Raw genomic sequence first — 24,989 nt, 5'->3', positions numbered from 1 at the left:
CCCGAGCGACGCGCGTGACCTTCAGCATCTGCGTCCGCGAGACGTACGAGGACGAGGAGGGGGACGACCAGCGCCGGTTCGGCGTCGCCGTCACCACCCGGCTCCCCGCCGTCGGGACGCTCTGCCCGTTCGTCTCCGAGAACGGCGCGGTGGCGACACAGAGCCTGGTGAACGTCGAACTCGGGGAGCGCGGGATCGAGTACGTCGACGACGGGCTGGCCGTCGAGGACGCGCTCCAGTCGCTTTTGAACGCCGACGACGGCGCCGAGAACCGCCAGCTCCACGGCGTGGATGCCGACGGGAAGTTCACGTTCTCCGGCGAGGAGTGTCACGGCTGGTACGGGCACCGCGAGGGGGAGAACTACACCGTCGCCGGGAACCTCCTCACCGGCGAGGCCGTGATCGAGAACGTCGCCGAGACGTACGCGGAGTCGGACCGGGACGCCCCACTCGCCCAGCGGCTGATCGACGCGCTCGGTGCGGGCTACGCCGAGGGTGGGGACAAGCGGGAGGAACTCCACGTCCAGAGCGCCGCGCTGAAGGTGCGCAGCACCGAGGAAGGCGACGACCCGTACTACAACGACCTGCGCGTCGACGCCACCGAGACGCCGATCCAGGAGCTCCGGGAGACGTACCGGCTGGCGAGCGAGGGGTTCGAGCAGGCGATGGAGCGCTACGAGGAGGCGTTCGAGGAGGACGATCTCGACGCCGCCGACGAGGCGGAGTAGCGGCAGAACTGCCGCCTCCCGGGGTTTGATACGCTCCGAGCGCTATGCAGGGCTGTGTCAATCGAGGACCCCTCCGAGGACGCGCCCGAACCGTACCGCGACCTCATCGAGCAGAACCGACGCATCTCCTACCTCGGCGACGCCAGCGGCGTACTGGGCTGGGACCAGCAGGTCACCATGCCCGAGGGCGGCGCCCCCGCCCGCGCGAAGCAGCTCTCGGCGCTCTCCTCGGTCACGCACGACCTGATGACCGCCGACGAGTTCGAGGAAGCGCTCGCCGGCGCCGAGGAGGCCGCCGACGAGCTCGACTGGCGCCAGCAGGCGAACGTCCGGGAGATCCGGCGCAACTACGACCGGACCGCCGACGTGCCGGGTGACCTGGTCGAGGAGCTCTCGGAAGTCCAGAGCGAGAACCAGCAGATCTGGCAGGAAGCGAAGGCCGAGGACGACTTCGAGCTGTTCGCGCCGCGACTCGAGAAACTGCGCGACCTCTCCATCGACCGCGCCGAGCACATCAGCCCGGATCAGCCCCCCTACGAGGTGCTGTACGAGGACGGCCTGCCGTACATCTCCCGCGAGCGGACGAACGAGATATTCGACCGACTGAAGGCGGAGCTGGTGCCGCTGATCGAGGAGATCGAGGCGCACGGCGACGAGCTCGCCTCCCCCTACGAGGGCGGCGAGTACCCCGAGGAAGCCCAGGAGGCGCTCTCGGAGGCCGCGCTGGACGCGCTGGGGTACGATCGCGACCACGGTCGAATGGATATCTCGGCCCACCCGTTCACGTCGGGCAATCAGTTCGACGCCCGCGTGACGACGCGCTACAAGCCCGGGAGCCCGATGGACGCGCTGACGGCGACCATTCACGAGTACGGCCACGCAAGCTACATGCTCGGACTGCCCGAGTCGGAGTACGGCACGCCGCTGGGCCAGTCGCTCTCCTCGGGCGTCCACGAGTCCCAGAGCCGCTTCTGGGAGAACCACGTCGGCCGCACGAAGTCGTTCTGGGAGTACTTCCTCCCGACGGTCAAGGAGCATCTGGACGGCGTCGACGATCTGACGGTACAGGAGGCGTACGAGGCGGTCAACCGCATCTACCCGAACAACCGCATCCGGGTGGAAGCGGACGAACTCACCTACCACCTCCACATCATCCTCCGGTGTGAAATCGACAGCGCGTTCGTCGCCGGCGAGATCGACGTCGACGAGATCCCCGACCTCTGGAACCGGAAGATGGAGGAGTACCTCGGCGTTACGCCCGACGGCGTCGGCGAGGGCTGTCTGCAGGACATCCACTGGTCCTCCGGCTTCGCGGCGTTCCAGGGGTACACGATCGGCAGCGTGCTCGCGGCCCAGCTCGACGCGGCGATGCGGGACGACATCTCGGACGTGGACGGGAAGATCCGCAACGGGGAGTTCGAGCCGATGCTCGAGTGGATGAACGAGAACGTCCACAGCCACGGGCGGGCGTACACGTCCGACGACCTGATCGAGGAAGCCACCGGCGAGCCGCTGACGGCCGACTACTTCCTCGACTACGTGGAGGAGAAGTTCACCGACCTGTACGGGCTGTAGGTCGGCCGATTCGGCGTTTCTTGCCGGAGAGCGCGTGGCGTCGTGGAGCATCGCCGCCGGCCCGGTCGCCCGCGGGACCGTCGGTCCCGCCCTGCACCGCTTTCGTGCCACCGCACGCCACGACGGCAGTCGACCGTCAGTTCTCCCGAACCGCCGCCTCGATCCCGTCGAGCCCCTGCTCCAGCTTCGCCATCGAGTTCGCGAACGAGAGCCGGAGCTTCCCCTGCCCGGCCTCGCCGAACCCGTCGCCGGGCGCGAGCACCACGTCGCGCTCCCGGAGCAGCCGTTTGGCGATATCGAGGCTGCTGCCCGGCAGGTCCACGTCGAGGAACGCGTAGAACGCGCCGTCGGGCGTCGGCGCCGAGACGCCCTCCATCGACTCGATCCGGGCGGCGACGTACTCGCGGCGCTCGGCGAACGCGTCGTACATCGCTTCCACGGGCTCCTGTGGCCCGGTCAGTGCGGCGATGGCGGCGTGCTGAGCCACCGAGCCCGCGCAGGCGGTCGTGCTCTCGTGGATCTTCGTCACCTCGTCGATCACGTCCCCCGGCCCGCCGAGCCAGCCGACCCGCCAGCCCGTCATCGCGTACGTCTTCGAGCAGGAGCCGACCGTGAGGACGTGCTCGGGGTGGTCCGTGAGCGCGGCGAGGCCGACCGGGTCGCGGTCGTAGGTGAGGCCGAGGTACACCTCGTCGGCGATCACGTAGGCGTCGTGCTCTGCGGCGGCGTCGACGACCGCGCGCATCTCGTCGGGGTCGTACACCTGTCCGGTGGGGTTGGCGGGCGAGCAGAGCACCACCGCACCCGTCTCCTCGCCCATCCGCTCGATCACGCGCTCCGCGTCGAGGGCGTACCCCGTCTCCTCGGGCATCGGGATCTCGACCGGCGTGGCGTCGGCCAGTCGGGCCTGCGTCCAGTAGTTCGGCCACGAGGGCGAGGGGATCAGCAGCTCCTCGCCGGCCTCGACGACCGAGAGCACCCCGAGGTGGAGCGCCTCCATCCCGCCGTTGGTGACGACGAACTGCTCGGGGTCGTAGGTCACGTCGTACTCGCGGTCGAGCGTGGCCGAGATGGCTTCCCGGAGTTCCGGCAGGCCGGCGTTGGAGGTGTAGTGGGTCTCGCCCGCGCGAGCGGCCTCGCAGGCGGCGTCGACGATGTGGGCCGGCGTGTCGAAATCCGGCTCCCCGACCTCGAGTCTGACGAGGTCGCGGTCGGCGGCCTGTGCGAGGTCGAACATCACGCGGATCCGCGAGCGGTCGCAGGCGCGAACGCGCTCCGTGGGTGTGGGCATACGCCGACGTGGGCGCGCGGGCCCAAGGCTGTTCCCCTCGCGGCGATCAGATCGCGAGCAGCACGGCGCCGAACGCGACGACGAACACGCCGATCGCGACGCCGACGAGCGAGGTGCCCGCCATCCGACGCAGCGTCCCCGCGGGCGAGCGGTCCGAGACCACCAGCGGGTCGACGCCGCCGTCGGTCACGCGGCCGACGACGGTCACGTCGTCGCCGGGCGACGCGCGCTGCTCGGTATATCTTCGTGCGCCGAGCGAGAGGATATCCATCACCGCACCGAGCCCCGGAGGTCGCGCGTGCCACCCCGTCGTCGAGGGGAGCGCGTCAGTGGTTCGCTCGAAGCGTTCGATCCGCTCTGGTGCCGTCTCGTCGGGCCCGACAGTGGCGACGCGGTCCGTCGCGAGCGTGACGGTCCGCGTGGGTTCGACGACGTCGACGACCGACTCGGGGGTGCGCAGCCTGAACGGCACCGAGCCCGCCCGCTCGTGGATCGTCACGAACCACGGCAGCAACACCGGACTGAGCCGCCGTTCCTCGATAGCGTAGCGCAGCACCAGCGACTCGCGGCCGGTGAACGGCGCGTCGAGCGCGTCCTCGTCCGCCGGCTCGGCCGTCCCGGAGAGGCGGACGAGCGATCCCGACCCCGTGCCGCTGAGCGAGTCGACCGTCTCGGCGCGGACCACGCCGCTCGCACGCCAGACGTACCGCGCGCTAACGAGGAGGACGACGGCGCCGACGACGAGCATCGCGGCGCCGAACAGCTGGCTGCCGGAGAGACCGAGGACCATGGGGGCGGCTCCGACCGGACGGGGGAAGGAACTGGCGGTCTACTCGGTCAGCGCCGCGGGCGGGCCGCCGGGGAGCTCGTCCCGGCTGTGGGGGTCGGTGAAGTCGATCTCCGGCCCGACCGCGACGATCCGCTTGGGGTTGAGGTCGCCGTGGCTGACGTAGTAGTGCCGCGTGATGTGGTCCATGTTGACTGTCTCCTCGATCCCGGGCGTCTGGTAGAGGTCCTTCGTGTACCCCCAGAGGTTCGGGTACTCGTGGATCGCCCGCCGGTTGCATTTGAAATGGGTGTGGTACACGTGATCGAACCGGACCAGCGTCGCGAACATCGCCACGTCCGCGAGCGTCAGCCGTTCGCCGTCGCCCGCGAGGTAGCGCTGGTCGGCGAGCACCGCCTCCCAGTGGTCGAGCGCGTCGAACAGGTCGTCGACGGCGTTCTCGTAGGCGTCCTGATTGCCGGCGAACCCGGCGCGATAGACGCCGTTGTTGATCGGCTCGTAGATGGCGTCGACGATCTCGTCGATCTCGCCGCGCAGCTCCTCGGGGTACAGCGAGAACTCGTTGCCGTCGAACGCGGTGTCGAGCATCCGCATGATCTCGCTCGACTCGTTGTTGACGATGGTCTCCTCCTGCTTGTCCCAGAGGACGGGCACCGTCACGCGACCCGTGAACTCGGCGTCGGCGTGAGTGTACACCTCGCGGAGGTAGTCGTAGCCGTGCAGCGGGTCGGGCTCCTCCTCGGAGAACTCCCACCCCTCGTCGTAGCGCTCTGGCTGGACCAGCGAGAGGGAGATCTCGTCTTCCAGCCCCCGGAGCTGTCGAGTCATCGCCGCGCGGTGGGCCCACGGGCAGGCCCGACAGATGTAGAGGTGGTAGCGGCCGGACTCCGGCGTGAACGTGGTGGATTTCGGCTCCTCGCCCGCGGCGGCGACGCTCCCGTCGAGCCAGTTCCGGAACTCGCTCTCGCTCCGGTCGAACTCGCCCTCCTCGTTCGTGGCGTCGTAGGCGCCCTTTCGCCACTCGCCGTCGACGAGCATGTTCATACCTTATCGTTCGGCGCCAGGGCGGATAAGGAGCGTGTCACCGGACCCCCGCCGGGCGAACAGTATTGTCGATGGACGCGAAACGGACCAGTATGCAGTCGCGTCGCGTCCTGTTGGCGACCCTCGTCGTCGCCGCCGGGCTAGCCGGTGCGACGGTTATGGAGTCGCCGACGGCCGAGCGAGCGCCCCCGGCGTCCGAGCAGCTGGTCTCGCCCGACGGCACCGAGAGCTACGTCTGGCCGTACACCAGCCGGCAACAGTCGGCCGACGGGCGGACGCTCGCACTCAACGTCGTCGTCCACGGCGAGCCGGAGCGAGTCCGGCGGGCGTTCGCCGACCGCTCGGAAGCCAACTGGACGACCGTGGGTGAGAACGCGAGCGTCGACGTGTCGCCGTGGCGGCCGGCCCACGGCTCGGTTCGCTACTCCTACGTCAGCACCGACCGCGAGGGGAACGGCCGCTGGATCGACCCCGCCTACCAGCTGGCGGTCGGGGAGTACTTCGGCGACCGCACGCATATCCGTGCCTACCCCAGCGCGTCGGGCAACTGGACCGCGCTCCAGGCCCACACCGAGTACTGGGACTGGTTCCGCCTCAGACACACCGTCACCGGCGTCGGCCCGGGCGCGGCGTTCGTCGAGCGCGACCTCGGCGACGAACCGTTCGTCGACGGCGTCGAGCGACGGACCCACGGCCACCCCGGCGGCGGCAGCGACGGCTCGTGGCTCGCCGTCGAGTTCGCGGCGGTGACGCTGCTCGGCGCCGCCGTCCCGCTGACGAGCCGACGGCTGGCGCGTCGCGACCTCCTGCTCCCGGCCGCGATTCTCGGGATAGTGCTCGGCGTCCGTGCGTGGGGGCTGGCCGCCGAAGCGGTGGCGCCGGGCGTGAACCCGAAGCTGTACGTCGCGGTGGGCTACCCCGTGCTCGTCGCCGGGCCGCCCGCAGCCGCGGTCGTCCTTGGACGCAACCGGCCCGCGCTCCGCACCGCGTTGCTCGCGTTCGGCGGGCTGGCACTGGGGACCCTGTTCGAACTCGCGCTGGTCGGCGTCGATCCGGTTCCCGCTCGGATCCTCCACCACCGCATCGCGCTGGCAGCCACGCTGGGGGTCGTCGCGTTCGGCGGCGCGCGTCGCGACCGGCGGCTCGTCGCCGTCGGCGTCGTGGCGTGGCTCGCCGCGCTCGCCGCGCCGCTGTTCGGGATCGGCTGAAAACTGTCGCCGCGCTACCGTAGCAGCGTCTCGACGACCGCCCGTGCGACCGTCGGCGCGTCGGGACCGAGAACGTAGGTGATCGCCTCGACGCCGTGGGCGCCGGTCTGGTAGAGCACGAACGGCTCGTCGGCGTCGAGATCCGCGTCCGCGACTGCAGCCTCCACGGCGTCCTCGCCCGCCCCGGGGTCGAACTCGACGGCCGCGTAGCCCGCCTCCGAGAAGGCCGCGAGGATCTCGTCGTCGTAGGCGAGGTTGACCGCGGCGTTGGCCCCGGCGCCGCCGGCGCGGGTCGCGAGGAGGACGCCGGCGACGTGTTCGCTGACCCCGAACTCCGGGTCGCCCGGCACCGTCGCGGCGCCTTTCACGTCGACGATCCGGCCCGGCACCGCGGCCACGTCCTCGATACCGGTCGAATCCGGCAGTGTCTCGACGATGTTCGTCCCGACGTTGGGGATCAGCCCCGCGAAGCCGGAGGCGTTCGTGAGTACCCTGAGGCCCCGCCGGACGGAGGCGAGCACCTGCTCGCTCGTCCGCAGCGCGGAGTCGGCGTCGTGGACCGCGAACGTCGCGTCGACGTCGGCGAGTTCGGGGACGGCCTCCTCGTGGAGGCGCGCGAGCAGGTCGCCGTCCTCCAGTTCGCGGATCAGCACCTCCGTCTCGACCAGCGCGCCGACACGGCTGAGGGTGCCGTCGGCCAGCCCTTCGGCGACGCGGTCCGCGAGCGCCTGCACTCGTTCGTCCCCCTCCACGTCGGGGTGGACGTCCACCTCGCCGTGGGCGTACTTCGAGACGGCCGACTGGCTCACACCCAGCAGGTCGGCGACATCCGCCTGGGTCAGCCCGCGCTCCCGGAGTCGCTCCGCGAGCATCGATCGGTACGTCGGGAGAAAGGCGTCGACGACGACCTCCTCGACGAACTTCATTCTCCCTCCCCGGAGAACTCCGGATCGACGCCGATGCGGGACGCCTGTGGGCCCTCTTGGTTCTGGTACTTCGAGTCGCGGTCGACACCGTACGGGCGGTCCGCCGCCGAGGAGAGTTCGGTGAAGATGAGCTGTGAGACCCGCATCCCCGGGGAGAGCGCGACCGGCGCAGTACCGAGGTTCGAGAGTTCGAGCGTGATCTGTCCCTTGTAACCGGGGTCGACGATGCCCGCAGTAGCGTGGATCACGATCGCGAGCCGACCCAGCGAGGAGCGCCCCTGGACGGTGGCGATCAGGTCGTCCGGGATGTCCACGCGCTCCTTGGTCGTGCCGAGCACGAAGTCGCCGGGATGGAGGATGAACTCCTCGCCCTCGGGGACGGTGGTCTCGCGGACGTAGTCGCCGACCTCCGCCTCGCGGTTGGGGTGGATACAGGAGATGTTCGTGCGCTGGAACTCCAGGAACTCCTCGCCGAGTCGGAGGTCGAGGCTGGCCGGCTGGAGCTGGGTGTCGAGATCGTCGATCGGGTCGACGACGAGGTCGCCCTCCTCCATCCGGCGCAGGATGTCGCGGTCCGAGAGGATCATACCGGAGAGGGAGAGCCGCGGGGGCCTAAACGCCCCGGTCCGCCGAGAGTTGAAAAGGGAGAGCGCGACCAGACCTCTCGTGCTCTGAGAACTGCCCCGGAGCGACGAGCGGGAGCGCAGCGCACCGCTCCGGGGGCCGTTGGCCTGCCTGTTCGCCAACTCGTGCGCCGTTCCGAGGGCTGGCCGGGCAGTCCAGTCGCAACGGCGACGGCCAGTGGCGACGCTGGCGAACTCCCGAAGCGCTTTCATCCGCGCCGTGGGAGGGTCGGGTATGAAGCAGGCGATCGTCGCCCGGACCGACATCGGGATGGGGACCGGGAAGCTGGCCGCACAGGTAGCCCACGCCTCGCTCTCGGCGTACGAGGACGCCGACGAACGTACCCGCAAGGCGTGGAAGGGCGATGGGCAGAAGAAGGTCGTCCTGAAGGGCAGCGGCGAGGATCAGCTGTTCGAGCTGGCCCACCGAGCCGAACGGGAGGGGCTCCCGAACGCGGTCGTCCGCGACGCCGGGCACACCCAGCTCGAGCCCGGGACGGCGACGACGGTCGCGATCGGCCCCGGCGAGGACGAGATCGTCGACCGCGTGACCGGCGATCTCTCGCTGTTCTGAGTTGGCCGCGCGATGCCCAGTTCGCTGGCCGAACTCCCACGCCCAGCCGGGACGGACAGCGTTAACCACCGAGCCGGGGTACTCCCGGGCGATGCGTGAAGCCCACCCCCGCGAGCGGACCGTCGGCATCCAGTGGTACGTCAGCGACGCCGACGGCGTCGGCGGCCGCCTCCGGGAGCGGCCCGACGCGTTCCGCGTTCGGGAGTTGGAAGCGTTCGATACCGAGCCCGTCGAGAGCGGCGCCGGCGACTACCCGTATCTCGTGCTCCGCGCGACGCTGACGGGATGGGACACCAACGACTTCGCGAGCCGGCTCTCCGACGCGATGGGGATCTCCCGCGAACGTGTCGACTGGGCGGGCACGAAGGACAAACACGCCGTCACGACCCAGCTGTTCTCGGTGTACGACGCCGATCCCGGCGATCTCCCGGAGATCCGTGACGTCGAGATCGAGGTCGTGGGGCGTGCAGGCCGACACCTCTCCTACGGCGACCTCGCCGGAAACGCGTTCGAGATCGTCGTCCGTGAGCCGGAGAACCCCGAAAACGCCGACGAGATCACCGGCCAGCTCCGGGCGTTCGCGGGCGACGCGGAGGGCGACCGGATCGGTGTCCCCAACGTCTTCGGCCACCAGCGCTTCGGCAGTCGGCGGCCCGTCACCCACCAGGTCGGACTAGCGATCGTCCGCCGGGAGTGGCGCGACGCCGTCCTCGCGTACGTCGGCAACGCGTTCGAGACCGAACCCGACGACACTCGGGACGCACGCCAGTTCGTCGACGAACAGGCGGCGAGCGACGACCCCGACTGGGGAGCCTGCCTCGATCGGATGCCCCGAAAGCTGGGGTACGAGCGGTCGATGCTCCACCGGCTGCAGGAACGTGGCGCCGGGGACGCCGACGGTGAGCCCGAGAACTGGCGCCACGCGCTCGAAGCCGTCCCGTCGAACCTCCAGCGGCTGTTCGTCAACGCCGCGCAGTCGTACGCGTTCAACCGCATCCTGAGCGAACGGCTCGGTCGGGAACTCCCGTTCCACGAGCCCGTGGCGGGCGACGTCTGCTGCTTCACCGACAACGACGTCGACGCCGTCCGGAAGCCCGATACGGATCGGCTCCAGCGCGCGACCGCGGAGCGCGTCGACGTGCTCACCCGGCACTGCGAGCGCGGGCGAGCGTTCGTGACCGCGCCGCTGATCGGGACCGAGACCGAGTTCGCCGAGGGGGAGCCGGGCGAGATCGAACGGGAGGTGTTCGACGATCTCGGGCTGGAGCCGGGGATGTTCGACCTGCCCGGGAACTTCGAGTCGACCGGCACCCGGCGCGCGATACTTGTCGACACGGCGATGACCGTGGAGCACGACCCGCTGACGTTCACGTTCGCGCTCCCCTCCGGGAGCTACGCGACGGCGGTGCTCCGGGAGTACCTGAAAAGCGACCCGATGGAGCTGTAGAGGCGATCAGGCATCGGCCGGCGTCGACGCCCGTTGCTCGCCGAGCACCCAGCCCGCAAGTAGCAACGGCGCACCGAGGACCAGCACCGCACTGACCGCCGGGAGGCCGAGCAGGAACCCGGGGACGACCAGCCCCGTCTGTGCGAAGTACAGCACCGGCGACGCGACCCACCCGAGCGCAGCGCCCGCGAGGGCGACGGCCAGCGCCGCGCGGGTGCGCCCCACCGCGAGCGCGGCGCCGGCGGGGAGCAGCGCCAGCGTCGGCCCGGCGACCATCAGCGTGAACCCGAGGCCGTCCCACGCGGTCGCTCCGGGCGGGGTTGGGTCGAACGCCCAGAGGGCGAACGTCCACCCCGTCGTTCCCGGCGCGACGGTGCCGACGACGACGCCCGCGACGGCGCCGGCGCCGAGGGCGCGAGCCGCGAGCCGCCTCGGCGACCCGTCGCCGACCAGCGACGGCCGAACGAGCCCGACTGCGACGACAGCGAACGCGGCAGCAGGGCCGAGAAGTAGCGGTTCGGCGCTGCCGAGGGCCGGAGCGCCCAGCGAACCGGCGAGCAGCGGCTGGAGGGTGAAAAGCCCTGCAGTCGCGCCGAGGAGGCCGGCAACCCCACGTCGCCAGCGGTCGTCCGGATCGGGGAAGCTCCCGGCGAGGAGCGCGAACAGCCCGCCAGTTACGACTGCGTGGACGGCCAGCGCCGGGAGGACGACGATGGCGGCGTTCTCGACGACGACTGGCAGCAACACGGCGGCGAGACCGAGGAGGCTCGGAACGTAGCTCGCGTGGCCGGCGACGCCGGTGACGGGGTCGAACGTCGCCAGCCCGGGCTGGCGCTCGGTGAGCGTGAACCCACTCCCCCCGAGGCCGTCCACGGTGTCGACACCCGGCGGCGCGTGTGTCACGTCGAGGAAGGAGTGGACCGACAGCCTGTCGACGCCGAGTCCAGCGTAGTTCTCCCCCTGGAGGTCCGCCCGGAACTTCGTGACGACGACCGCTCCACCGACCGTACCGCGAGCGAACTCGGAATCGCGGAACCGATAGTAGCGGACGTGTTCGGCGTCGGGGAACCGCGGACCGCCGCTCCCACCGGACCGGTTCAGCCCGCGTCCGGGGCCGGCTCCGACGAACTCCTCGCCGACCGCTTCGGTCGCGATCCGCCGGTGCAGACTGTCGTTCCGCGCCAGTTCCTCGGCGTCGGGGCCGTCGAGGACGAGGCCAACGCGCCACGTCGCGTTCCCGTCCTCGCCGAGCGAGACGACCGCCGCGCTCCGGCTGACGGTCGCGTCGACGCCGGCGCGGTCCGTTGCTCGCTCGTAGGCAGGCTCGCAGTTCGTACAGACCGGCTCGGGCGGCGGGGCAGCGAGCGCTGGCGCGGCGAGCGTGAGGGTTGCCGAGAGGGCGAGCAGAACCACGAGCGCGGGGAGGGCACGGCGGGACACGGGGGTTCGTTCAGCGAGGAGGCTGTTGAACGTTGCCCCGACCGGGCGCGGTAGTGTTCAGATAAGCTGGTTCCATGCGAAGGCGAACGCTTGAAGCCAATTTTCGACGGTGTCTGCTTCGGCGTGACTGAAACAGTTTGAGAACTGGTTGGTTCGGCGTTTTAGTTCTCGGAAGACACGTTCGACACTGTTCCGATTACCGTGTTTCTCGTATCTGTAATCGAGGCCGTGTCGATGGAGTGCAGTTTTCAACCAAGCTGCAGAATCGACGAGAAAGAGTGCGTCATCAACGAGATGTTTGTCACGGAGTTCGGCGAGGAACATCTCGGTAACCGCTTGGTTTCTCGTCGGAGAGAGCTTGACGTGTAACATTCGGTTTGAGTCGGGATCGACAGCAGCGTACAGCCAGAACTGCTCGTTGTTGAGTTGGATCACGGTTTCGTCAACCGCGACGTGATCCGGGTTCGCATCGTCGAGGGGCTGTAGATCGGCCTTCTGCACCCAGTTGTGAACGGTCGTGCGACACCGTTCGACACCCAACCTATCGAGAACCGAGATGGTATCCGAAAGTGATAGTCCAGCTAGATGGAGCCGGATACCCAGCTTCATCGCGGACTCGGGTGTCGCCTCCCGCTCCAGAAAATCTAACTCGAAGCAGTCGCTACCTCCGATGAGGCGGGCGGTTTCTGCCATAGACCAGCTGAAAATCGTTCCGCCTCACTCTTCATCCTTATCTGAACACCGCCACCGGGCGCAAACGCTCCGCTTTTCCGGGCTAACCGTCTCCCTCCACCATGGACTGTCGGCGGTGTGGCACCGAACTCGACCGGCCGGGCGACTACTGTCTGGCCTGTGACACCGCCAACTGCGACGCTGTCGTCGTCGAGTTCGACCGCGAACGCGCGACGCTCACGTTCCTCCGCGATCCGCCCGAGCACGCCGACGAGGAGGCGCCGGAGGTCGTCGGCGAGACGACGATCACGACCGTCCCCGAGGAGGACCCCGAGGCGCGAGTGGTCGAACTCCGCAACTTCGCCGGGAAAGTCGCCGACGAGATCCGGCGCAAGCGCCCCGAGGAGGTGTACGCTGCCGGCGCGCGTGAACCGCTGCGGGAGTGTCGCGCCCAGCTCCACCACCGGTTCTACCGCGTGCCGGACGACGACCCCGTCGAGCGGGTGCGGAGCCAGCGCGGCGAGCGGTCGCTGGAGGTGGTCGAGACGCCGCCGGCGGAGAAGCTCGGCGGCTCCCACTCCACCCTCATCGGCGGCCGCGACGGTCGCGACGTGGTGAACACCGTCGCCTCCCACCCGAACGTGAAGAAGCTGATCCCGGGCCCGATCGAGGCCGGCGGTGGCGGGAGCCGCGGCGGCGTCCGGGCGAAGGCGACCCGCGCCGGCGAGAGCGGCAACGTCCGCCTGCTGATCCGTGACGGCTCCAGCGTCCAGGAGAACCGCGTCGTGACGACGGCGATGGACCGCGAGACCGGCGAGCGCGTGCGCGACGCGCTCAACGAGGCGCTGGTCGAGGCGGGGTATCAGGACGACTGACGCGGACGGCGCGACTCGCAGGGTTTTTGTGCGTACTGGAGCTACTCCCGTGCACTATGGCTGAGAACAAGTCCCGATCCGCCGGCAGCGCCGGTCGCTTCGGCGCGCGCTATGGGCGGGTCTCCCGGCGACGCGTCTCGGAGATCGAGGACGCGATGGAGAACGCCACCGTCGACGGCGACTCCGTGAAGCGTATCGGCACCGGCATCTGGAAGAACGAGGAGACTGGCGAGACGTTCACCGGCGGCGCGTACCGTCCGGAGACTCCCGGCGGACGCTCGGCGAAGCGCTCCATCCGCGCAGCACTCTCCGAAGACAGCGAGTAACGAATGAGCTACAAGTGCTCCCGCTGTAAGCGCGACGTCGAACTCGACGAGTACGGCGGCGTGCGCTGTCCCTACTGTGGCCACCGCGTCCTGCTGAAGGAGCGCGGCGGCGACGTGAAGGAAGTCAACGTGAAGTGACGGCACACACCGCGACCCTCTCTGTCTCGTACGGCTCCACCGACCGCGCCAGACGCGTCTTCGCCAGTCTCGACCCCGAAGTCGGCGGCGTCGACGACGATCGAGCCAGCGCGCGCGTCGCCCGGGAGGCGGACACCGTCGAGGTGACCGTCGAAGCCACGGATCTGACCGCGCTCCGGGCCGGGACGACCAGCTGGAGCCGGCTGTTGACGGTCGCGGAACGGGTGACTGCGGTCGGAGCCCAACGGTTTTAGGCTCCCCCCGGGAACCGTACGGGTGTGATACCTCCGATCGCCAGCAACTTCGTCGCGGGCGAGAGCCCGGCGGCCGCGCTCGATCACGCCGCGCGGATGAACGACGACGGCGTGCGCGTCATTCTGAACCTCCTCGGCGAGCATTACGAGGAGCCCGAGAACGCGGCCGCGGACACGAGAGCCTACCGGGCGCTGGTGCGCGATATCGCCGACAGCGACGTCGACGCCTGCATCTCGGTCAAACCCTCACAGCTGGGCATCGACATCGGCGACGACGTGTTCGAGTCGAACTACCGATCGGTCGTCGAGGCCGCACAGGACGCCGGCGTGTTCGTCTGGTGTGACATGGAGGACGCCGACACCACCGACGTCACCCTCGACGCCTTCGAGGAGTTCGCCCGTGAGTTCGACGGCGGCGTCGGCCAGTGTGTCCAGTCGAACCTCCGGCGCACGAGCGACGATCTCGAACGGCTGGCGGACGTGCCCGGGAAGATCCGGCTGGTGAAGGGGGCCTACGACGAGCCGGAGTCGATCGCGTACAAGGAGAAGTCGAAGGTGAACGAGCGCTACCGCGAGGACCTGGAGACGCTGTTCGCGGAGTACGACGGCGGGATCGCGGTCGGCAGCCACGACCCGGAGATGATCGACTACGCCAAGGAGCTGCGCGAGGAGTACGGTCGGGAGTTCGAGGTGCAGATGCTGATGGGGGTCCGCGGGGACGCACAGCGCGAGCTCGCCGCCGAGGGCGAGGAGGTGTGGCAGTACGCGCCGTACGGCGAGAAGTGGCTCTCGTACTTCTGGCGCCGCCTGCGCGAGCGCAAGGAGAACGCGCTGTTCGCGCTGCGGGCAATCGTGAGCGGGTGAACGGGTAACCGCGAACCGCGATCGTGGCGGGGAGCGGACGGAGCGGTACGGCTTTACTTCTCGGGCCGGCACGTTCGGACGAATGACTCGGTGGAAGCGTGATTTCGCCAGCGGCCTGATCGTCGTCCTCCCCGTGCTGGTGTTGCTGTTCGTGCTGGATTGGCTGATCGGCCACCTGCTCGGCCTGCCGTTGAACGTCCCGCCCGACCGCATCCCGCCCGGGCTGGTGCCGTCGCCGATCACCGTCGAGGCGGCGGCGATGGCGCTGGAACTGGGGCTGACGCTTGGGCTGTTCCTCTCCGTGACGCTCGCGGCCGGCTACCTGATGCGCACCCAGATGGGCCGGATCGCCGAGGGGCTGTTCGACGACATCGTGAACCGTGTTCCCGGCGTTCGCGTGCTGTACAACGCCTCGAAGCTGGCGGTCGAGACCGCCGTCTCGGGCGCGAGCGAACTCCAGAAACCCGTGAAGCTGGAGCCCTGGAACGGGATGCGGATGACCGCGTTCAAGACGGGACAGAAAACCGCGGACGGTCGGGACGTGCTGTTCATGCCGACGGCGCCGAACATCACCACGGGGTTCGTCGTCGAGGTCGAGCCGGACGACTACGAGGAGACCGACGAGAGCGTCGAAGAAGCACTGACGCGCGTGCTCTCGGCGGGGTTCGGCGAGTCGAACGAGACGGAGATCCCCGTGACCGACGCCCTCGCCGGCGACGACGAGGAGCAGTGACAAACCTGAAGACTTAGGTCGTCCCGGGGAGGATGAGCAACCGTGCTGCCGGTCCCCGGTCTCGACCCGTTCGTTACGGCGCTCCTCCAGCACGGCGCAACCGGTGCGGGACCGTTCGCCCAGCTGGTCGAGACGGCGACTGGCTGGGTCGGCCTCCTCGCCATTTTCGTCTACTCGTTCCTGATCGCGTTCGCGCTCCCGGGTGTGAGCGAGATCGTCCTGTTCGCGCCGCTCGACCTGGGGGTCGGCGAGACGGTCCAGTTGGCGCTCATCATCCTCGTCTCCGGGATCGGCAAAGCCGCCGGCTCGGTGTTCGCGTTCCACATCGGCCAGGAGGCTAAGGAGTCCGGCCCCGTGACCCGCGCGCTGCGGCGGTCGCGGTTCGACGTGGTGGAGTGGTCCGAGAAGAAGGTGGTCGTGCTCGCCCAGAAGTACGGCTACGGCGGGCTGGCGCTCGCGCTCTGTGTGCCGACGTTCCCGGACACGCTCTCGATATACGCGTTCTCGGTGCTCGAGGAGGACTACTACCGGTTCGCGCTGGCGACGTTCATCGGGAGCGTCGGGCGGCTGTTAGTGACCCTCGGCGGCGTCGCGATCTTCAACGCGTTCTAACCGACCACAGCCTACAAGCGCCACCCACCCCAGAAACGGGTATGCGCCTCGCCGACGCCACGTGGACCGACGTTCGCGACGCCGACGCCGACATCGCCGTCCTCCCTGTCGGATCGACGGAGGGCCACGGCCCGCACGCGCCGCTGGGGACCGACGCGTTCACCGCCGAGGCCGTCGCTGACGCCGGCGCCGACGCCTACGAGCGAGAGTCGGGCGACCCGGTGCTCGTCGCACCCACGGTGCCGGTCGGGATCAGCGAGGAACACCGTGCGTTCGACGGCACGCTCTGGGTGTCACCGGACACGTTCCGCGCGTACGTCCGCGAGACCGTCGAGAGCCTCGCCGCCGGCGACGGTCCGGACGCGGTCGTGCTGGTCAACGGCCACGGCGGGAACGTCGACGCGCTCCGGGAGGTCACGGCGCGCCTCACCCGGGACGAGGTGGCCCGCGTCGCACCGTTCACCTGGTTCGAGGCGGTCGACGAGCACAGCAGCGACATGGGTCACGCCGGCCCGCTAGAGACCGCGTTCCTCCGGCACGAACACCCCGAGCTCGTCCGCGAGGACCGCGTCGGCGAGGCCCGCGAGGGTGGGAGCGAACGCTGGGGTGACTGGGTATCGGGGGTGAACCTCGCGGTCGACAGCGACGAGTTCACGGAGAACGGCGTGGTCGGCGACCCGGGAGAGGGTGACGCCGAGCGCGGAGCCGAGCTGAAAGAGCTGGCGACGGCGGCGCTGGTCGACCTGCTCGCGGCGGTTCGGGAGCGGTCGTAGCTACTCGTCGTCTTCCTCGTCCGCAGCGTCCTGCAGCGCGGAGCGCAGTTCCGGCAGCGCGCCCGCGAGCTCGCTGGCGTCCTCGTGGGCGTCCTCGATCCCCTCGAGCAGCTCCTCCAGCTCCTCGATCTCCGCCTCCAGATCGTCGGCGTCCTCGAACGCGTCGGCGCGCTCGCCCATCACGTACTGCTTTTTCGCCTGTCGGAGGTGGTCGGCGGCGTCGCCAGTGTCGAGCGCGGATTTGAGCCCGTTGAGCACGCCCAGCGCGTTGTCGGCGTCGACCTCCCACACTGAGTCGGCGGCCGGCAGCGCCTCGCGGGCGTCCGCGAGGTGGCTCTCGACCTCGCCGCGCATCTCCTCGGCCGCCTCGCCGAACAGGTCGTCCTCGTCGAACGTGGTCTGACTCATGGGCACAGATTGCACGGCCGCCCGGTAAAAAGGTCGCCACGGAGTGTAACTGAAACCGGGTGCGATACGGGTTCTGACGTGGGTTGTGGCGGGGACAGTCGACCAGTTTCACTCCGCCTCGTCAGTCCTCGATCCCGACGATCCGCATCCGCGGGTAGCCGTCCTCCATCGCCATCCGCGTCCGGACCTCCGTGCCCTCGTAGTCGATCCGCATCTCCACCTCCATCAGGCTGCCCGTGAGCTCGGCGTACCCCTCGTCGTGGTCGATCGCGGCGGCGACGCGGTCGTCGAGGATGTCGACCGAGACGGACTCGCAGTGGGGCTGGTTCTCGATCGCCTCCGCGATCGCGGTCTCGAGGCTGCGGGTGCTCTCCGGCGAGACGGGCGTGCCGGCGAACTGGTGGTAGAGCGAGCCGAACTTGATGCCGGCCTCGAAGCAGGCCTGCTGGGCGTCGGTGGGCGCGTCGGACATGCGTTGACGTGGGGCGGGCCGGTGGAAAGCGGTGTCGGGAGCGCTTTTGGTTCCGGGCCACGAGCGACCGCTATGGTCGAACTCTGGGGGCTCCTCCTCGTCGGCTTCGCCGCCGTCGTCACCGGCTACCTCTGGGTGATGCACGCGGTGGAGAACGCAGTCGCGTCGGAAACCGCCGAGTACGACGACCGACTCGGCCGGATCGAGGAGCGACTCGACGAACTCGAAGCGGCCGACGACGACTGAGTCCGGCAGCAGGACCGCACCGTATTTACCCCCGCTATCCACATATCCACGCGAATGGACGACCCGGTGCTGCTGACGGGTGCCGGCGGCCGCGTGGGGCAGGCGATCCTCTCACGGCTCGCCGACGAGTACGACTGGCGGCTGCTCGACCGGGAGCCCATCCCCGAGGATCGCCGCCACGGCGTGCCCGAGTCGGCGTCGATCGTCGCGGACGTGACCGACGAGGACGCGGTCGCCGACGCCGTCGCCGACTGTGGCGCGGTGATCCACCTCGCCGGCGACCCCCGCCCCAACGCGCCGTGGGACTCGGTGCTCGCGAACAACATCGACGGCGCTCAGACCGTGTTCTCGGCGGCCGTCGACGCCGGCGTCGAGAAGGTCGCGTTCGCCTCCTCCAACCACGCCGTCGGCGCCTACGAGACCGACGAGCGCACGCCGGAGATGTACCGCGAGGACGACGAGTACCGCCTCGACGGCACCGAACTCCCGCGCCCGTCGAACCTCTACGGCGTCTCGAAGGCCAGCGGCGAGACGCTGGGGCGCTACTACCACGACCACGCCGACCTCGACGTGGTCTGTGTCCGGATCGGCAACCTCACCGAGGGCCATCCCCCGCGGGAGTACGAGCGCGGGCAGGCGATGTGGCTCTCCCACCGCGACTGCGCCCACCTGTTCAAGCGGTGTCTGGAGGCAGAGTACGACTACGAGATCGTCTACGGCATCTCCGACAACGACCGGAAGTACTACTCCCTCGACCGCGCGAAGGACGTGCTCGGCTACGACCCGCAGGACAACTCCGCGGAGTACACGTTCGCGGGCGAGCCGAGAGGCGACGCTGGCGAGTAACGCCTCGGCCGAACTCGTTACGTCGCGCTCAGCGTCTTTTCGATCACGATCGAGTCCGTCGGCGTGTGCACGACGTGAACCGTTATCGTGTCAGCGCTCTCCAGCGGACATTCGCTTTTGGCCAACCGGAACGTCACGGTCTCTCCGACTTCCCACTCTCCACCGGCCTCGCCGATCGGGCCGCCGACGGAGTTGTACGAGTTGTCGAAGACGTCGTCACCGCGAACGTACTCGCTCGTCGGGTTCGGATCGCCACCGCTCGCCGGGAGGTTCACTAACCGGCCGGTTTTCCCACAGGCCTCCTGCGCGTCAACGGCGATTTCCAAGTTCGAGACGGTGAGGGGGTCCCCTGCCGCGTGTGTGAGTCGGACGATACCACCGTCGTCCCCGTCCTGAACGACGAGTTCGCCGCTCGATTGGGCGACGGTTGGGGCAGCCTCGTCCACGTCGTCGGCCACCCCGAAGACGAACACCGAAACCGTCGAAGCGAGTATCACGACGACGGCGACCAGCAGGATCGTCGCGATGACCGACGAGACTCCCCGCGAGGACGAAAAGGTCACTGTACCGAATCTATCTATGTAACGATACTAATCGGTTTCCATCCACCCGGCACTCGAACCCGGGGGAGAGCTCTTCGATCGAACCGAGGGCGTGCTGGCGAGTCGTTACACCTCCTCGACCGCCGCAATCACGTCGTCGTACGGCGGTTCGTTCGTCGGGTCGTCGGCAACCCACGAGTACGTCACCGTCCCCTCGTCGTCGAGTACGAACACCGCGCGGTTCGCGATGCCGTAGAGGCCGAGGTCTGGGATGTCCATCTCGAGGCCGTACTCCCGGATGACCTCCCCGGCCATATCGCTCACGAGGTCGAACTCGATGCCGTGCTCCTCGCGGAACGCCCCCTGGGAGAACGGCGAGTCGGCACTGACGCCGAACACCGACGCGCCCGCCGACTCGAACGCGTCGAGGCGCTCCTGGAGCGCGACCATCTCGTTCGTACAGGGCGGCGTGAACGCTCCCGGGAAGAACGCGAGTACGATCGGCCCGTCGCCGAGGTGGGCGTCGAGCTCGAACGGCTCGTGGTCGCTCGTCCCTCTCGTCGCCGTGAACACGGGTGCGGCGTCTCCGGTGGAAACCATCGACCGACAGTACGGGCTGGTGACAGTTAAACGCGAACACGAACGTGATCGGGAACGAACGCCTATGTCCCCGGCCGCCGAGATCCGCCTATGCCCCGACTCGAACGTATCCGGATCTACCCCGTCAAAGGGCTCGACGCCACCGCAGTCGAGACGAACGAGATCCTCGACGGCGGGGTGCTCGCGGGCGATCGAGAGTTCGCGCTGTTCGAGAGCAGGACGGAGGACATCGACGGCGATCCGCACGACAACGGCGTGTTCAACGCGAAACACAGCGACCGTTTCCACGAACTCGACACCGCGTACGACCCCGCGACGGCGACGCTGACCGTCGAGGGTGACGGCGAGCGCCGGCAGTTCGACCTCGACAGCGAGCGCGACGACGCCGCGGCCTGGTTCTCGGCGTTCTTCGACCACGACCTCACGCTCCGCCGGAACGCGTCGCTGGGGTTCGTCGACCGGCGGAACATGGGCCCCTCGGTCGTCAGCACGGCGACGCTCGAAGCCGTCGCCTCGTGGTTCGACGACCTGACCGTCGAGAGCGCGCGACGACGCCTCCGTGCGAACCTCGAGATCTCGGGCGTGCCGGCGTTCTGGGAGGACCGCTTCGTCGGCGACGACGCCCCCGCGTTCACGGTCGGCGGCGTCCGGTTCGAGGGTGCCACCCCCTGTGCTCGCTGTGTCGTGCCCGAGCGCGACCCCGACACGGGGGAGCCGACCCCCGAGTTCCGGCGGCGGTTCGTCGAGAAGCGCGAGGCGACGTTCCCGGAGTGGGCCGACGCGGACGCGTTCGACCACTTCTACACGCTGATGCTGATCACGCGCGTGCCGGAGGCCGATCGCGGGCAGCAGCTCGAGATCGGCGACGCTGTCGAGGTCGTCGACTGAGCGCCGTTCCCGCTACTTGAACAGCCCCTCTACGTCGTCCTCCTTGCGTCGCTGGCGGGCGACCACTCCCGAGAGCCGCTCGAACACGATCCCGCGTTCGCCCGACTCGGCGGCCGCGTAGTCCCGGAGGAACGTGGCGTACCGCGTGGTCTCGGGATGCTCGTTCCCCCGGGCGAACCGGAGCGCGTCCGCGACCACGTCGGGGTCGTCGCCCCGGGTCGCCGCGACGGCGCCGGCGACGACGGCCGCCGCGGCCAGGGGGAGCTCCCCCGGCATCGGACGATCCCCGTCGACGGCGATCGTGGGCGGCGGCGAGCGCTCCGCCGTCTCGGGATCGGTCCCGAACGCCGCCAGCCAGCGCTCGATCGGCGCGAGATCGATGCGATCCTGGTCGGTCGCCTCGAACGCGAGTTCGGCCTCGGTCGCTGCGTCGAGCGCCGCGTCCCAGGCCCCGCGACGGCTCTCGACGATCGCGGTCCCGAAGGCGGCGAGCCCTTCGAGCAGTCGGTCGTCCGCATCGTTCCCGTCAGGCGAGACGGGCGCTTCGCCCGCCCAGATCGTTCGGGCGACGCCGTACTGCCCGGCGTTGTGCGCCGCCGCGCCGGCGAGGAGGCGGGTCATGCGTTCTCGGCCTCGGCGAGGGCGTCCTCGTCGATGAACACCACCACTTCCCGGCCGATCGTTCGGAGGTGGTGCTCGCGGCGTTCGTACTCGCCCTCACCGGCCAGTGCTTCCTCGACCGTCCCGTCGCGGTTGACGTGGGCGATCACGACCGCCGGGCTGTCCTCCTCGATCTCCGACTGGAGCGCGGTCTCGTTGTACGCACAGTCGGTAGTCACGTCGTCGGCCGCGATGTACCAGTGCAAGGGGAGCGCGTGCCCGAGGTTGAGACACGCCGGCGCCATCCCGCCGCCGGTGCCGGGTTCGACGACCAGTTCGTCGCCGTAGACCACCATGTCGGTCCCCTCGTGTGTGGGCGCGATAGCGCCGATGTCGTCGAACGTCCCGCGGAACTCCTGCTGGGGCTGGGCGTACTGCACGAGTTCGTTGTCGTCCGCCGTGGGCTGGACGTACGACGCCGAGACGGCCGGGCCGATCATCGCTCCGGAGACCAGCAGGAGCAGCGCCACGGTCAGGACGGTGCCCACGCGATCCTCCGTGGCGAGGGACTGCCAGCCCCAGCGGATCACCAGTCCCAGCGCGACGGCGGCGGGGATCGTCAGTGGCACGACCGCGTTCACCATGATCCAGCCGGCCTGGATGTCCGTCGCGAGCGGGTAGCCGAGGATGCTGACGAACCCCCAGTAGCCCGCGAACATCACCATCGAGCGCGGCCGGTCGCCGGCGTAGCGCGCGATCACGAACCCAAGCGCCGCGAACGGGACGACGACGATCGCGTAGTTCGCCAGCACCTCGATCGTGTCCTGAAGGAAGCAGATGTAGCCGCCGATCACCGTCTCCTCGCCGCATTTGGGTTCGACGCTCCCGCCGAACCAGTACTCCAGCCCCGGCCGGATGTCGCCCCACGTCGCGTCGAGCAGGTCGGGGAACCGGAAGGGGTTGAACACGGCGTCCCAGAGCCCGACGCCGGCACCGACGGTCCGGGGTGCGTAGAAGAACAGCGAGAGCAGGAAGAAGAGGCCGACGCTCCCCAGCAGCGCGCCACCCCACCGCAGTGCGGCCCGGTCCGATCGGACCACGTCGACGAGCATCGTCACCGAGACCAGCAGCACCAGCGCCGCCACGATCGCGGTCAGCGGCCACCCCGACAGCGTCGCGTAGGCCAGGACGAGCAGCGTGAGCGCCGTCAGGACGGTCCAGAGCGTGGCGTCTGTCGATCGCTCCGGGTCGCGCAGCGCGTCGAAGTACGGCGCGACCCGGGCGACGACGGCGTCGACCCCCGAGTCGTAGTTCCGCGGGTTCATCAGCGAGAAGTCGAGCAGGAGCGCGCCGGCGCCGACCCAGCACATCAGATAGACGAGCGCGTTCTCCTTGGCCGCGAAGCCGAGTGCGCCGAACGCGAACGCGGGGTAGAGCAGGCGCGGCCGGGCGTCGTCCAGCGCCCGGAGGCCGAAGCCGAAGGCGGCGAACATGAACGCGGCGACCAGCAGCGAACTGCGGTAGAACCGCGAGTAGTACAGCAGGATCGGGTTGAACGCGAGCAGCACGGCGACGACGACCGTCTCCGTGTCGCGCAGGCGACTGCGGAACAGCAGCGCCGTCAGCGGGAGGAGCGCGCCGACGAGGGCGACGAACAGCCGCATCGAGAAGTCGTTCGGGCCGAGGGCGGCGAACACCCACGCGTCGGCGTACTGCGCGAGCGGCCCGTGGACGATGTACTGGTAGCTGATCTCGCCCGTCTCGAGGTAGTGGAGCGCCCAGTAGGCGACACGGCCCTCGTCGAAGTGGGCGACGCGCTGGCCGAGGAAGAGGAGGCGGGCGACCAGCCCCGCGGCGACGACGACGAGCACGGCCAACACCGTGTCGTCGGTCCGGTGGAGGGCATCGGGAAGCGAGGAGCGGTCCATCGGTCGGCGAGTGTATCGGGCGGAACCTAAGTGTGTCCTTCCGGGCCGGAACGGCGGTACAGGCCCGGCGCGGCCGCGGCGGCTTTAGAGCAGTTCGTCGGCGTCGATGCGGCCGTCGTGTTCGACGCCGCGGACCGTCACCTCCTCGCCGAGCTGGACGCTCTCGCCCGTCTCGACGCTGCGGGTCTCCTCGCCGTTGTCGACCACGACGGGGCTGCCGGACTGGACGACCGTGCCGGTGAACTCTACCTCCTCACCGTCGGCCGTCGTCTCCTCCTCGCGGAGTTCGTCCGCCCCATCACCATCCTCGCCGAACGCCGAGAGCCCGCCCTGCTCGGCCGAGGGGGGCGCCTTCTCGTCGCGGTCGTCGGCGCCCTCCACGTCGGCCTCGCCGTCGAGGATCGAGACGGTGGACTGCCAGCCCGCGGAGGCTTCGAGCTCGTCCTGCCAGCCGTCCTGGATCTCCACGTCGGTAAAGGCGACGCGGTCGGCGAGCGTGACATCGCGGTCGGCTTTCTCGCCCCAGAGCGCGACCCGGATGTCGCCCGTGTCGTCGCGGACGCGGACGTTCCGGACCTGGCCCTGCGAGCCGTCGTCGCGGTCGAACGTGCGCTTGTCGTCGGTCTCGATCACGGCGCCGGCGATGTCGACGGTGTCGCCCATCTCCACGTCGTCGATATCCGTCGTTTCGGGGGCGTACTCGACGTCCTCGTCGACTGCCTCGATGGTCCCCCGGGAGCCGACGTGGAGTTCGAGGTCGCCGTCGCGCTCGCGGACGTAGCCGTCGACGACCTCGACGACCTCGCCGGCCTCGAGTTCCTCGAGCAGGTCCGTGGCCTCGTCCCAGAGCGTGACGCGGATGCGACCCGTCTCGTCGCCGATGGCGACGTTGGCGACGCGGCCCTCGGTGCCGTCGTCGCGGTCGAACGTGCGGTAGTCGTCGTCCACGTCGAGCAGTTTGCCGACGAGAGTGACGTCGGAGAGCCCCATCGAGAGCTCCTCGACGTCGTAGCTGTCGCTCACGGAGACGTCGATATCGACGTCGGGTTCGATCTCGGCCTTGTCGGCGGAGACCTCGACGCCGTTGTACCCCTCCTTGGGTCGGCCTGCGATGCGGAGCACGTCGCCCTCCGCCAGTTCCTCGAGCGCGGATTCGGCCATCTCGTCCCACAGCGAGAGCCGGATCCGCCCCGATTCGTCGGCGACCTCGGTGTTGACGACCTGGCCGTCGGGCTGGTCGCCGTCGCGCTCGAACGTGCGTTTCTCGCCGATGGAGATCAGCTTCGCGACGAACTTCACGTCGTCCATGCCGGGTTCGATGTCCGCGACGCTCTCGACCTCGCCGCCCTCGTCCTCCAGCTCGTGGGCGACGAGCATCGCCGCCGTCTCGTCGTCCGCGAGGCCACCCATCTCCTCGACTTTCTCCGCCACCATCTCCTCGAACTCCTCGGCGGAGACGTCCGCGTCGAGCTCCTCGTGGACGTCGTCGATGGCACTCATTCGTAGCGGTGGGTAGCACAGCCGACGGTTAAGCGTTGTCGTTGGGGTGGGAACGGGCCGCTTGCATGC

The 24,989-nt window shown here is 69.4% G+C and carries 30 protein-coding genes; 16 read left to right on the top strand and 14 right to left on the bottom strand.

What is annotated here, in order from left to right; all coding sequences use genetic code 11:
• Positions 1-14 precede the first annotated feature (14 nt).
• Positions 15-728, top strand: coding sequence for a DUF1028 domain-containing protein (locus B4589_RS13015; protein ID WP_079234667.1), 714 nt, complete (start codon positions 15-17; stop codon positions 726-728).
• Between the two features lie 54 nt (positions 729-782).
• The gene (locus B4589_RS13010; RefSeq protein ID WP_079234666.1) at positions 783-2,303 is read left to right on the top strand and encodes a carboxypeptidase M32; all 1,521 of its coding nucleotides are present in this window, start codon (positions 783-785) and stop codon (positions 2,301-2,303) included.
• Between the two features lie 136 nt (positions 2,304-2,439).
• Here B4589_RS13010 and B4589_RS13005 read toward each other — a convergent pair whose 3' ends face one another.
• From B4589_RS13005 to B4589_RS12995, 3 genes are read right to left on the bottom strand one after another with little or no spacing between them, the layout of a single operon-like run.
• Complete coding sequence (locus B4589_RS13005; protein ID WP_079234665.1) at positions 2,440-3,594, bottom strand: pyridoxal phosphate-dependent aminotransferase; 1,155 nt, start codon at positions 3,592-3,594, stop codon at positions 2,440-2,442.
• 46 nt (positions 3,595-3,640) lie between these two features.
• Complete coding sequence (locus B4589_RS13000) at positions 3,641-4,384, bottom strand: hypothetical protein (RefSeq protein WP_079234664.1); 744 nt, start codon at positions 4,382-4,384, stop codon at positions 3,641-3,643.
• A gap of 39 nt (positions 4,385-4,423) precedes the next feature.
• Positions 4,424-5,425 carry a glutathione S-transferase family protein gene (locus B4589_RS12995; RefSeq protein ID WP_079234663.1) on the bottom strand — a complete coding sequence of 334 codons (1,002 nt, stop codon included), beginning with the start codon at positions 5,423-5,425 and terminating at the stop codon, positions 4,424-4,426.
• Between the two features lie 92 nt (positions 5,426-5,517).
• On the opposite strand from B4589_RS12995, the gene B4589_RS12990 reads away from it, so the two are divergent.
• On the top strand, positions 5,518-6,633 hold the full coding sequence (locus tag B4589_RS12990; protein WP_143414348.1) for a hypothetical protein: 1,116 nt from the start codon (positions 5,518-5,520) through the stop codon (positions 6,631-6,633).
• Positions 6,634-6,647: 14 nt separating this feature from the next.
• On the opposite strand, the gene B4589_RS12985 is transcribed toward B4589_RS12990, so the two are convergent.
• Together B4589_RS12985 and dcd are read right to left on the bottom strand one after the other, a co-directional pair.
• A complete protein-coding gene (locus B4589_RS12985; protein ID WP_079234661.1) occupies positions 6,648-7,559 on the bottom strand; it encodes a thiamine-phosphate synthase family protein in 912 nt (303 codons plus the stop codon).
• Positions 7,556-8,146, bottom strand: a complete 591-nt coding sequence (gene dcd, locus B4589_RS12980) for a dCTP deaminase (RefSeq protein ID WP_079234660.1) — start codon at positions 8,144-8,146, stop codon at positions 7,556-7,558. The genes B4589_RS12985 and dcd overlap by 4 nt, the downstream gene beginning before the upstream one ends.
• Positions 8,147-8,417: 271 nt before the next feature.
• On the opposite strand from dcd, the gene pth2 reads away from it, so the two are divergent.
• Positions 8,418-8,756 carry a peptidyl-tRNA hydrolase Pth2 gene (gene pth2 / locus B4589_RS12975; protein WP_079234659.1) on the top strand — a complete coding sequence of 113 codons (339 nt, stop codon included), beginning with the start codon at positions 8,418-8,420 and terminating at the stop codon, positions 8,754-8,756.
• A gap of 91 nt (positions 8,757-8,847) precedes the next feature.
• On the top strand, positions 8,848-10,203 hold the full coding sequence (gene truD / locus B4589_RS12970) for a tRNA pseudouridine(13) synthase TruD (RefSeq protein WP_079234658.1): 1,356 nt from the start codon (positions 8,848-8,850) through the stop codon (positions 10,201-10,203).
• 6 nt (positions 10,204-10,209) lie between these two features.
• Here truD and B4589_RS12965 read toward each other — a convergent pair whose 3' ends face one another.
• Entirely contained in the window at positions 10,210-11,643 is a 1,434-nt protein-coding gene (locus B4589_RS12965) for a hypothetical protein (protein WP_079234657.1), read from the bottom strand.
• A 57-nt stretch (positions 11,644-11,700) separates the two neighbouring features.
• Complete coding sequence (locus tag B4589_RS12960) at positions 11,701-12,336, bottom strand: IS6 family transposase (RefSeq protein WP_079234656.1); 636 nt, start codon at positions 12,334-12,336, stop codon at positions 11,701-11,703.
• Between the two features lie 101 nt (positions 12,337-12,437).
• Between B4589_RS12960 and B4589_RS12955 the strand changes: the two genes are divergently transcribed.
• From B4589_RS12955 to B4589_RS12920, 8 genes are all read left to right on the top strand, one after another.
• Positions 12,438-13,190 (top strand): DUF2103 domain-containing protein, encoded by a 753-nt coding sequence (locus B4589_RS12955; protein WP_079234655.1) that lies wholly within the window; start codon positions 12,438-12,440, stop codon positions 13,188-13,190.
• 56 nt (positions 13,191-13,246) lie between these two features.
• Positions 13,247-13,516, top strand: a complete 270-nt coding sequence (locus B4589_RS12950; protein WP_079234654.1) for a 50S ribosomal protein L37 — start codon at positions 13,247-13,249, stop codon at positions 13,514-13,516.
• A gap of 3 nt (positions 13,517-13,519) precedes the next feature.
• The gene (locus B4589_RS12945) at positions 13,520-13,654 is read left to right on the top strand and encodes a DNA-directed RNA polymerase subunit P (RefSeq protein ID WP_079234653.1); all 135 of its coding nucleotides are present in this window, start codon (positions 13,520-13,522) and stop codon (positions 13,652-13,654) included.
• On the top strand, positions 13,651-13,908 hold the full coding sequence (locus B4589_RS12940; protein WP_079234652.1) for a KEOPS complex subunit Pcc1: 258 nt from the start codon (positions 13,651-13,653) through the stop codon (positions 13,906-13,908). The genes B4589_RS12945 and B4589_RS12940 overlap by 4 nt, the downstream gene beginning before the upstream one ends.
• A 24-nt stretch (positions 13,909-13,932) precedes the next feature.
• Entirely contained in the window at positions 13,933-14,772 is an 840-nt protein-coding gene (locus tag B4589_RS12935) for a proline dehydrogenase family protein (RefSeq protein ID WP_079234651.1), read from the top strand.
• Positions 14,773-14,854: 82 nt separating this feature from the next.
• Positions 14,855-15,505: a DUF502 domain-containing protein gene (locus B4589_RS12930; protein WP_079234650.1), complete on the top strand. Its 651-nt coding sequence runs from the start codon at positions 14,855-14,857 to the stop codon at positions 15,503-15,505.
• Positions 15,506-15,547: 42 nt separating this feature from the next.
• Positions 15,548-16,117 carry a YqaA family protein gene (locus B4589_RS12925; RefSeq protein WP_079234649.1) on the top strand — a complete coding sequence of 190 codons (570 nt, stop codon included), beginning with the start codon at positions 15,548-15,550 and terminating at the stop codon, positions 16,115-16,117.
• Positions 16,118-16,158: 41 nt separating this feature from the next.
• Positions 16,159-16,890, top strand: coding sequence for a creatininase family protein (locus tag B4589_RS12920; protein WP_079234648.1), 732 nt, complete (start codon positions 16,159-16,161; stop codon positions 16,888-16,890).
• Here the strand turns inward: B4589_RS12920 and B4589_RS12915 are convergent, their stop codons facing one another.
• The gene (locus B4589_RS12915; RefSeq protein ID WP_079234647.1) at positions 16,891-17,298 is read right to left on the bottom strand and encodes a DUF5790 family protein; all 408 of its coding nucleotides are present in this window, start codon (positions 17,296-17,298) and stop codon (positions 16,891-16,893) included.
• 121 nt (positions 17,299-17,419) lie between these two features.
• Positions 17,420-17,770, bottom strand: coding sequence for a dihydroneopterin aldolase family protein (locus tag B4589_RS12910; protein ID WP_079234646.1), 351 nt, complete (start codon positions 17,768-17,770; stop codon positions 17,420-17,422).
• Positions 17,771-17,842: 72 nt separating this feature from the next.
• On the opposite strand from B4589_RS12910, the gene B4589_RS12905 reads away from it, so the two are divergent.
• Positions 17,843-18,016 (top strand): hypothetical protein, encoded by a 174-nt coding sequence (locus B4589_RS12905; RefSeq protein ID WP_158081184.1) that lies wholly within the window; start codon positions 17,843-17,845, stop codon positions 18,014-18,016.
• 54 nt (positions 18,017-18,070) lie between these two features.
• The gene (gene azf / locus B4589_RS12900) at positions 18,071-18,862 is read left to right on the top strand and encodes an NAD-dependent glucose-6-phosphate dehydrogenase Azf (RefSeq protein ID WP_079234645.1); all 792 of its coding nucleotides are present in this window, start codon (positions 18,071-18,073) and stop codon (positions 18,860-18,862) included.
• 17 nt (positions 18,863-18,879) lie between these two features.
• On the opposite strand, the gene B4589_RS12895 is transcribed toward azf, so the two are convergent.
• Positions 18,880-19,425, bottom strand: coding sequence for a type IV pilin (locus tag B4589_RS12895; protein ID WP_079234644.1), 546 nt, complete (start codon positions 19,423-19,425; stop codon positions 18,880-18,882).
• A 105-nt stretch (positions 19,426-19,530) separates the two neighbouring features.
• On the bottom strand, positions 19,531-20,004 hold the full coding sequence (locus B4589_RS12890) for a redoxin domain-containing protein (RefSeq protein ID WP_079234643.1): 474 nt from the start codon (positions 20,002-20,004) through the stop codon (positions 19,531-19,533).
• A 90-nt stretch (positions 20,005-20,094) separates the two neighbouring features.
• Here B4589_RS12890 and B4589_RS12885 point away from each other — a divergent pair, with 90 nt between their 5' ends.
• Complete coding sequence (locus B4589_RS12885; RefSeq protein WP_079234642.1) at positions 20,095-20,892, top strand: MOSC domain-containing protein; 798 nt, start codon at positions 20,095-20,097, stop codon at positions 20,890-20,892.
• A gap of 12 nt (positions 20,893-20,904) precedes the next feature.
• Here B4589_RS12885 and B4589_RS12880 read toward each other — a convergent pair whose 3' ends face one another.
• The 3 genes from B4589_RS12880 to B4589_RS12870 form a co-directional block, all read right to left on the bottom strand.
• Positions 20,905-21,513: a hypothetical protein gene (locus B4589_RS12880; protein ID WP_079234641.1), complete on the bottom strand. Its 609-nt coding sequence runs from the start codon at positions 21,511-21,513 to the stop codon at positions 20,905-20,907.
• On the bottom strand, positions 21,510-23,420 hold the full coding sequence (locus B4589_RS12875; protein ID WP_143414347.1) for a flippase activity-associated protein Agl23: 1,911 nt from the start codon (positions 23,418-23,420) through the stop codon (positions 21,510-21,512). Before B4589_RS12875 ends, B4589_RS12880 begins: the two co-directional genes overlap by 4 nt.
• An 84-nt stretch (positions 23,421-23,504) precedes the next feature.
• A complete protein-coding gene (locus B4589_RS12870) occupies positions 23,505-24,920 on the bottom strand; it encodes a single-stranded DNA binding protein (protein ID WP_079234640.1) in 1,416 nt (471 codons plus the stop codon).
• Positions 24,921-24,989: the final 69 nt, after the last annotated feature.

The sequence above is a fragment of the Halolamina sp. CBA1230 genome, from assembly GCF_002025255.2.
Classification (GTDB): Archaea; Halobacteriota; Halobacteria; order Halobacteriales; family Haloferacaceae; genus Halolamina.
Note: the sequence above shows the minus strand (reverse complement) of the source record. Positions and strands in the feature narration are given on the sequence as shown.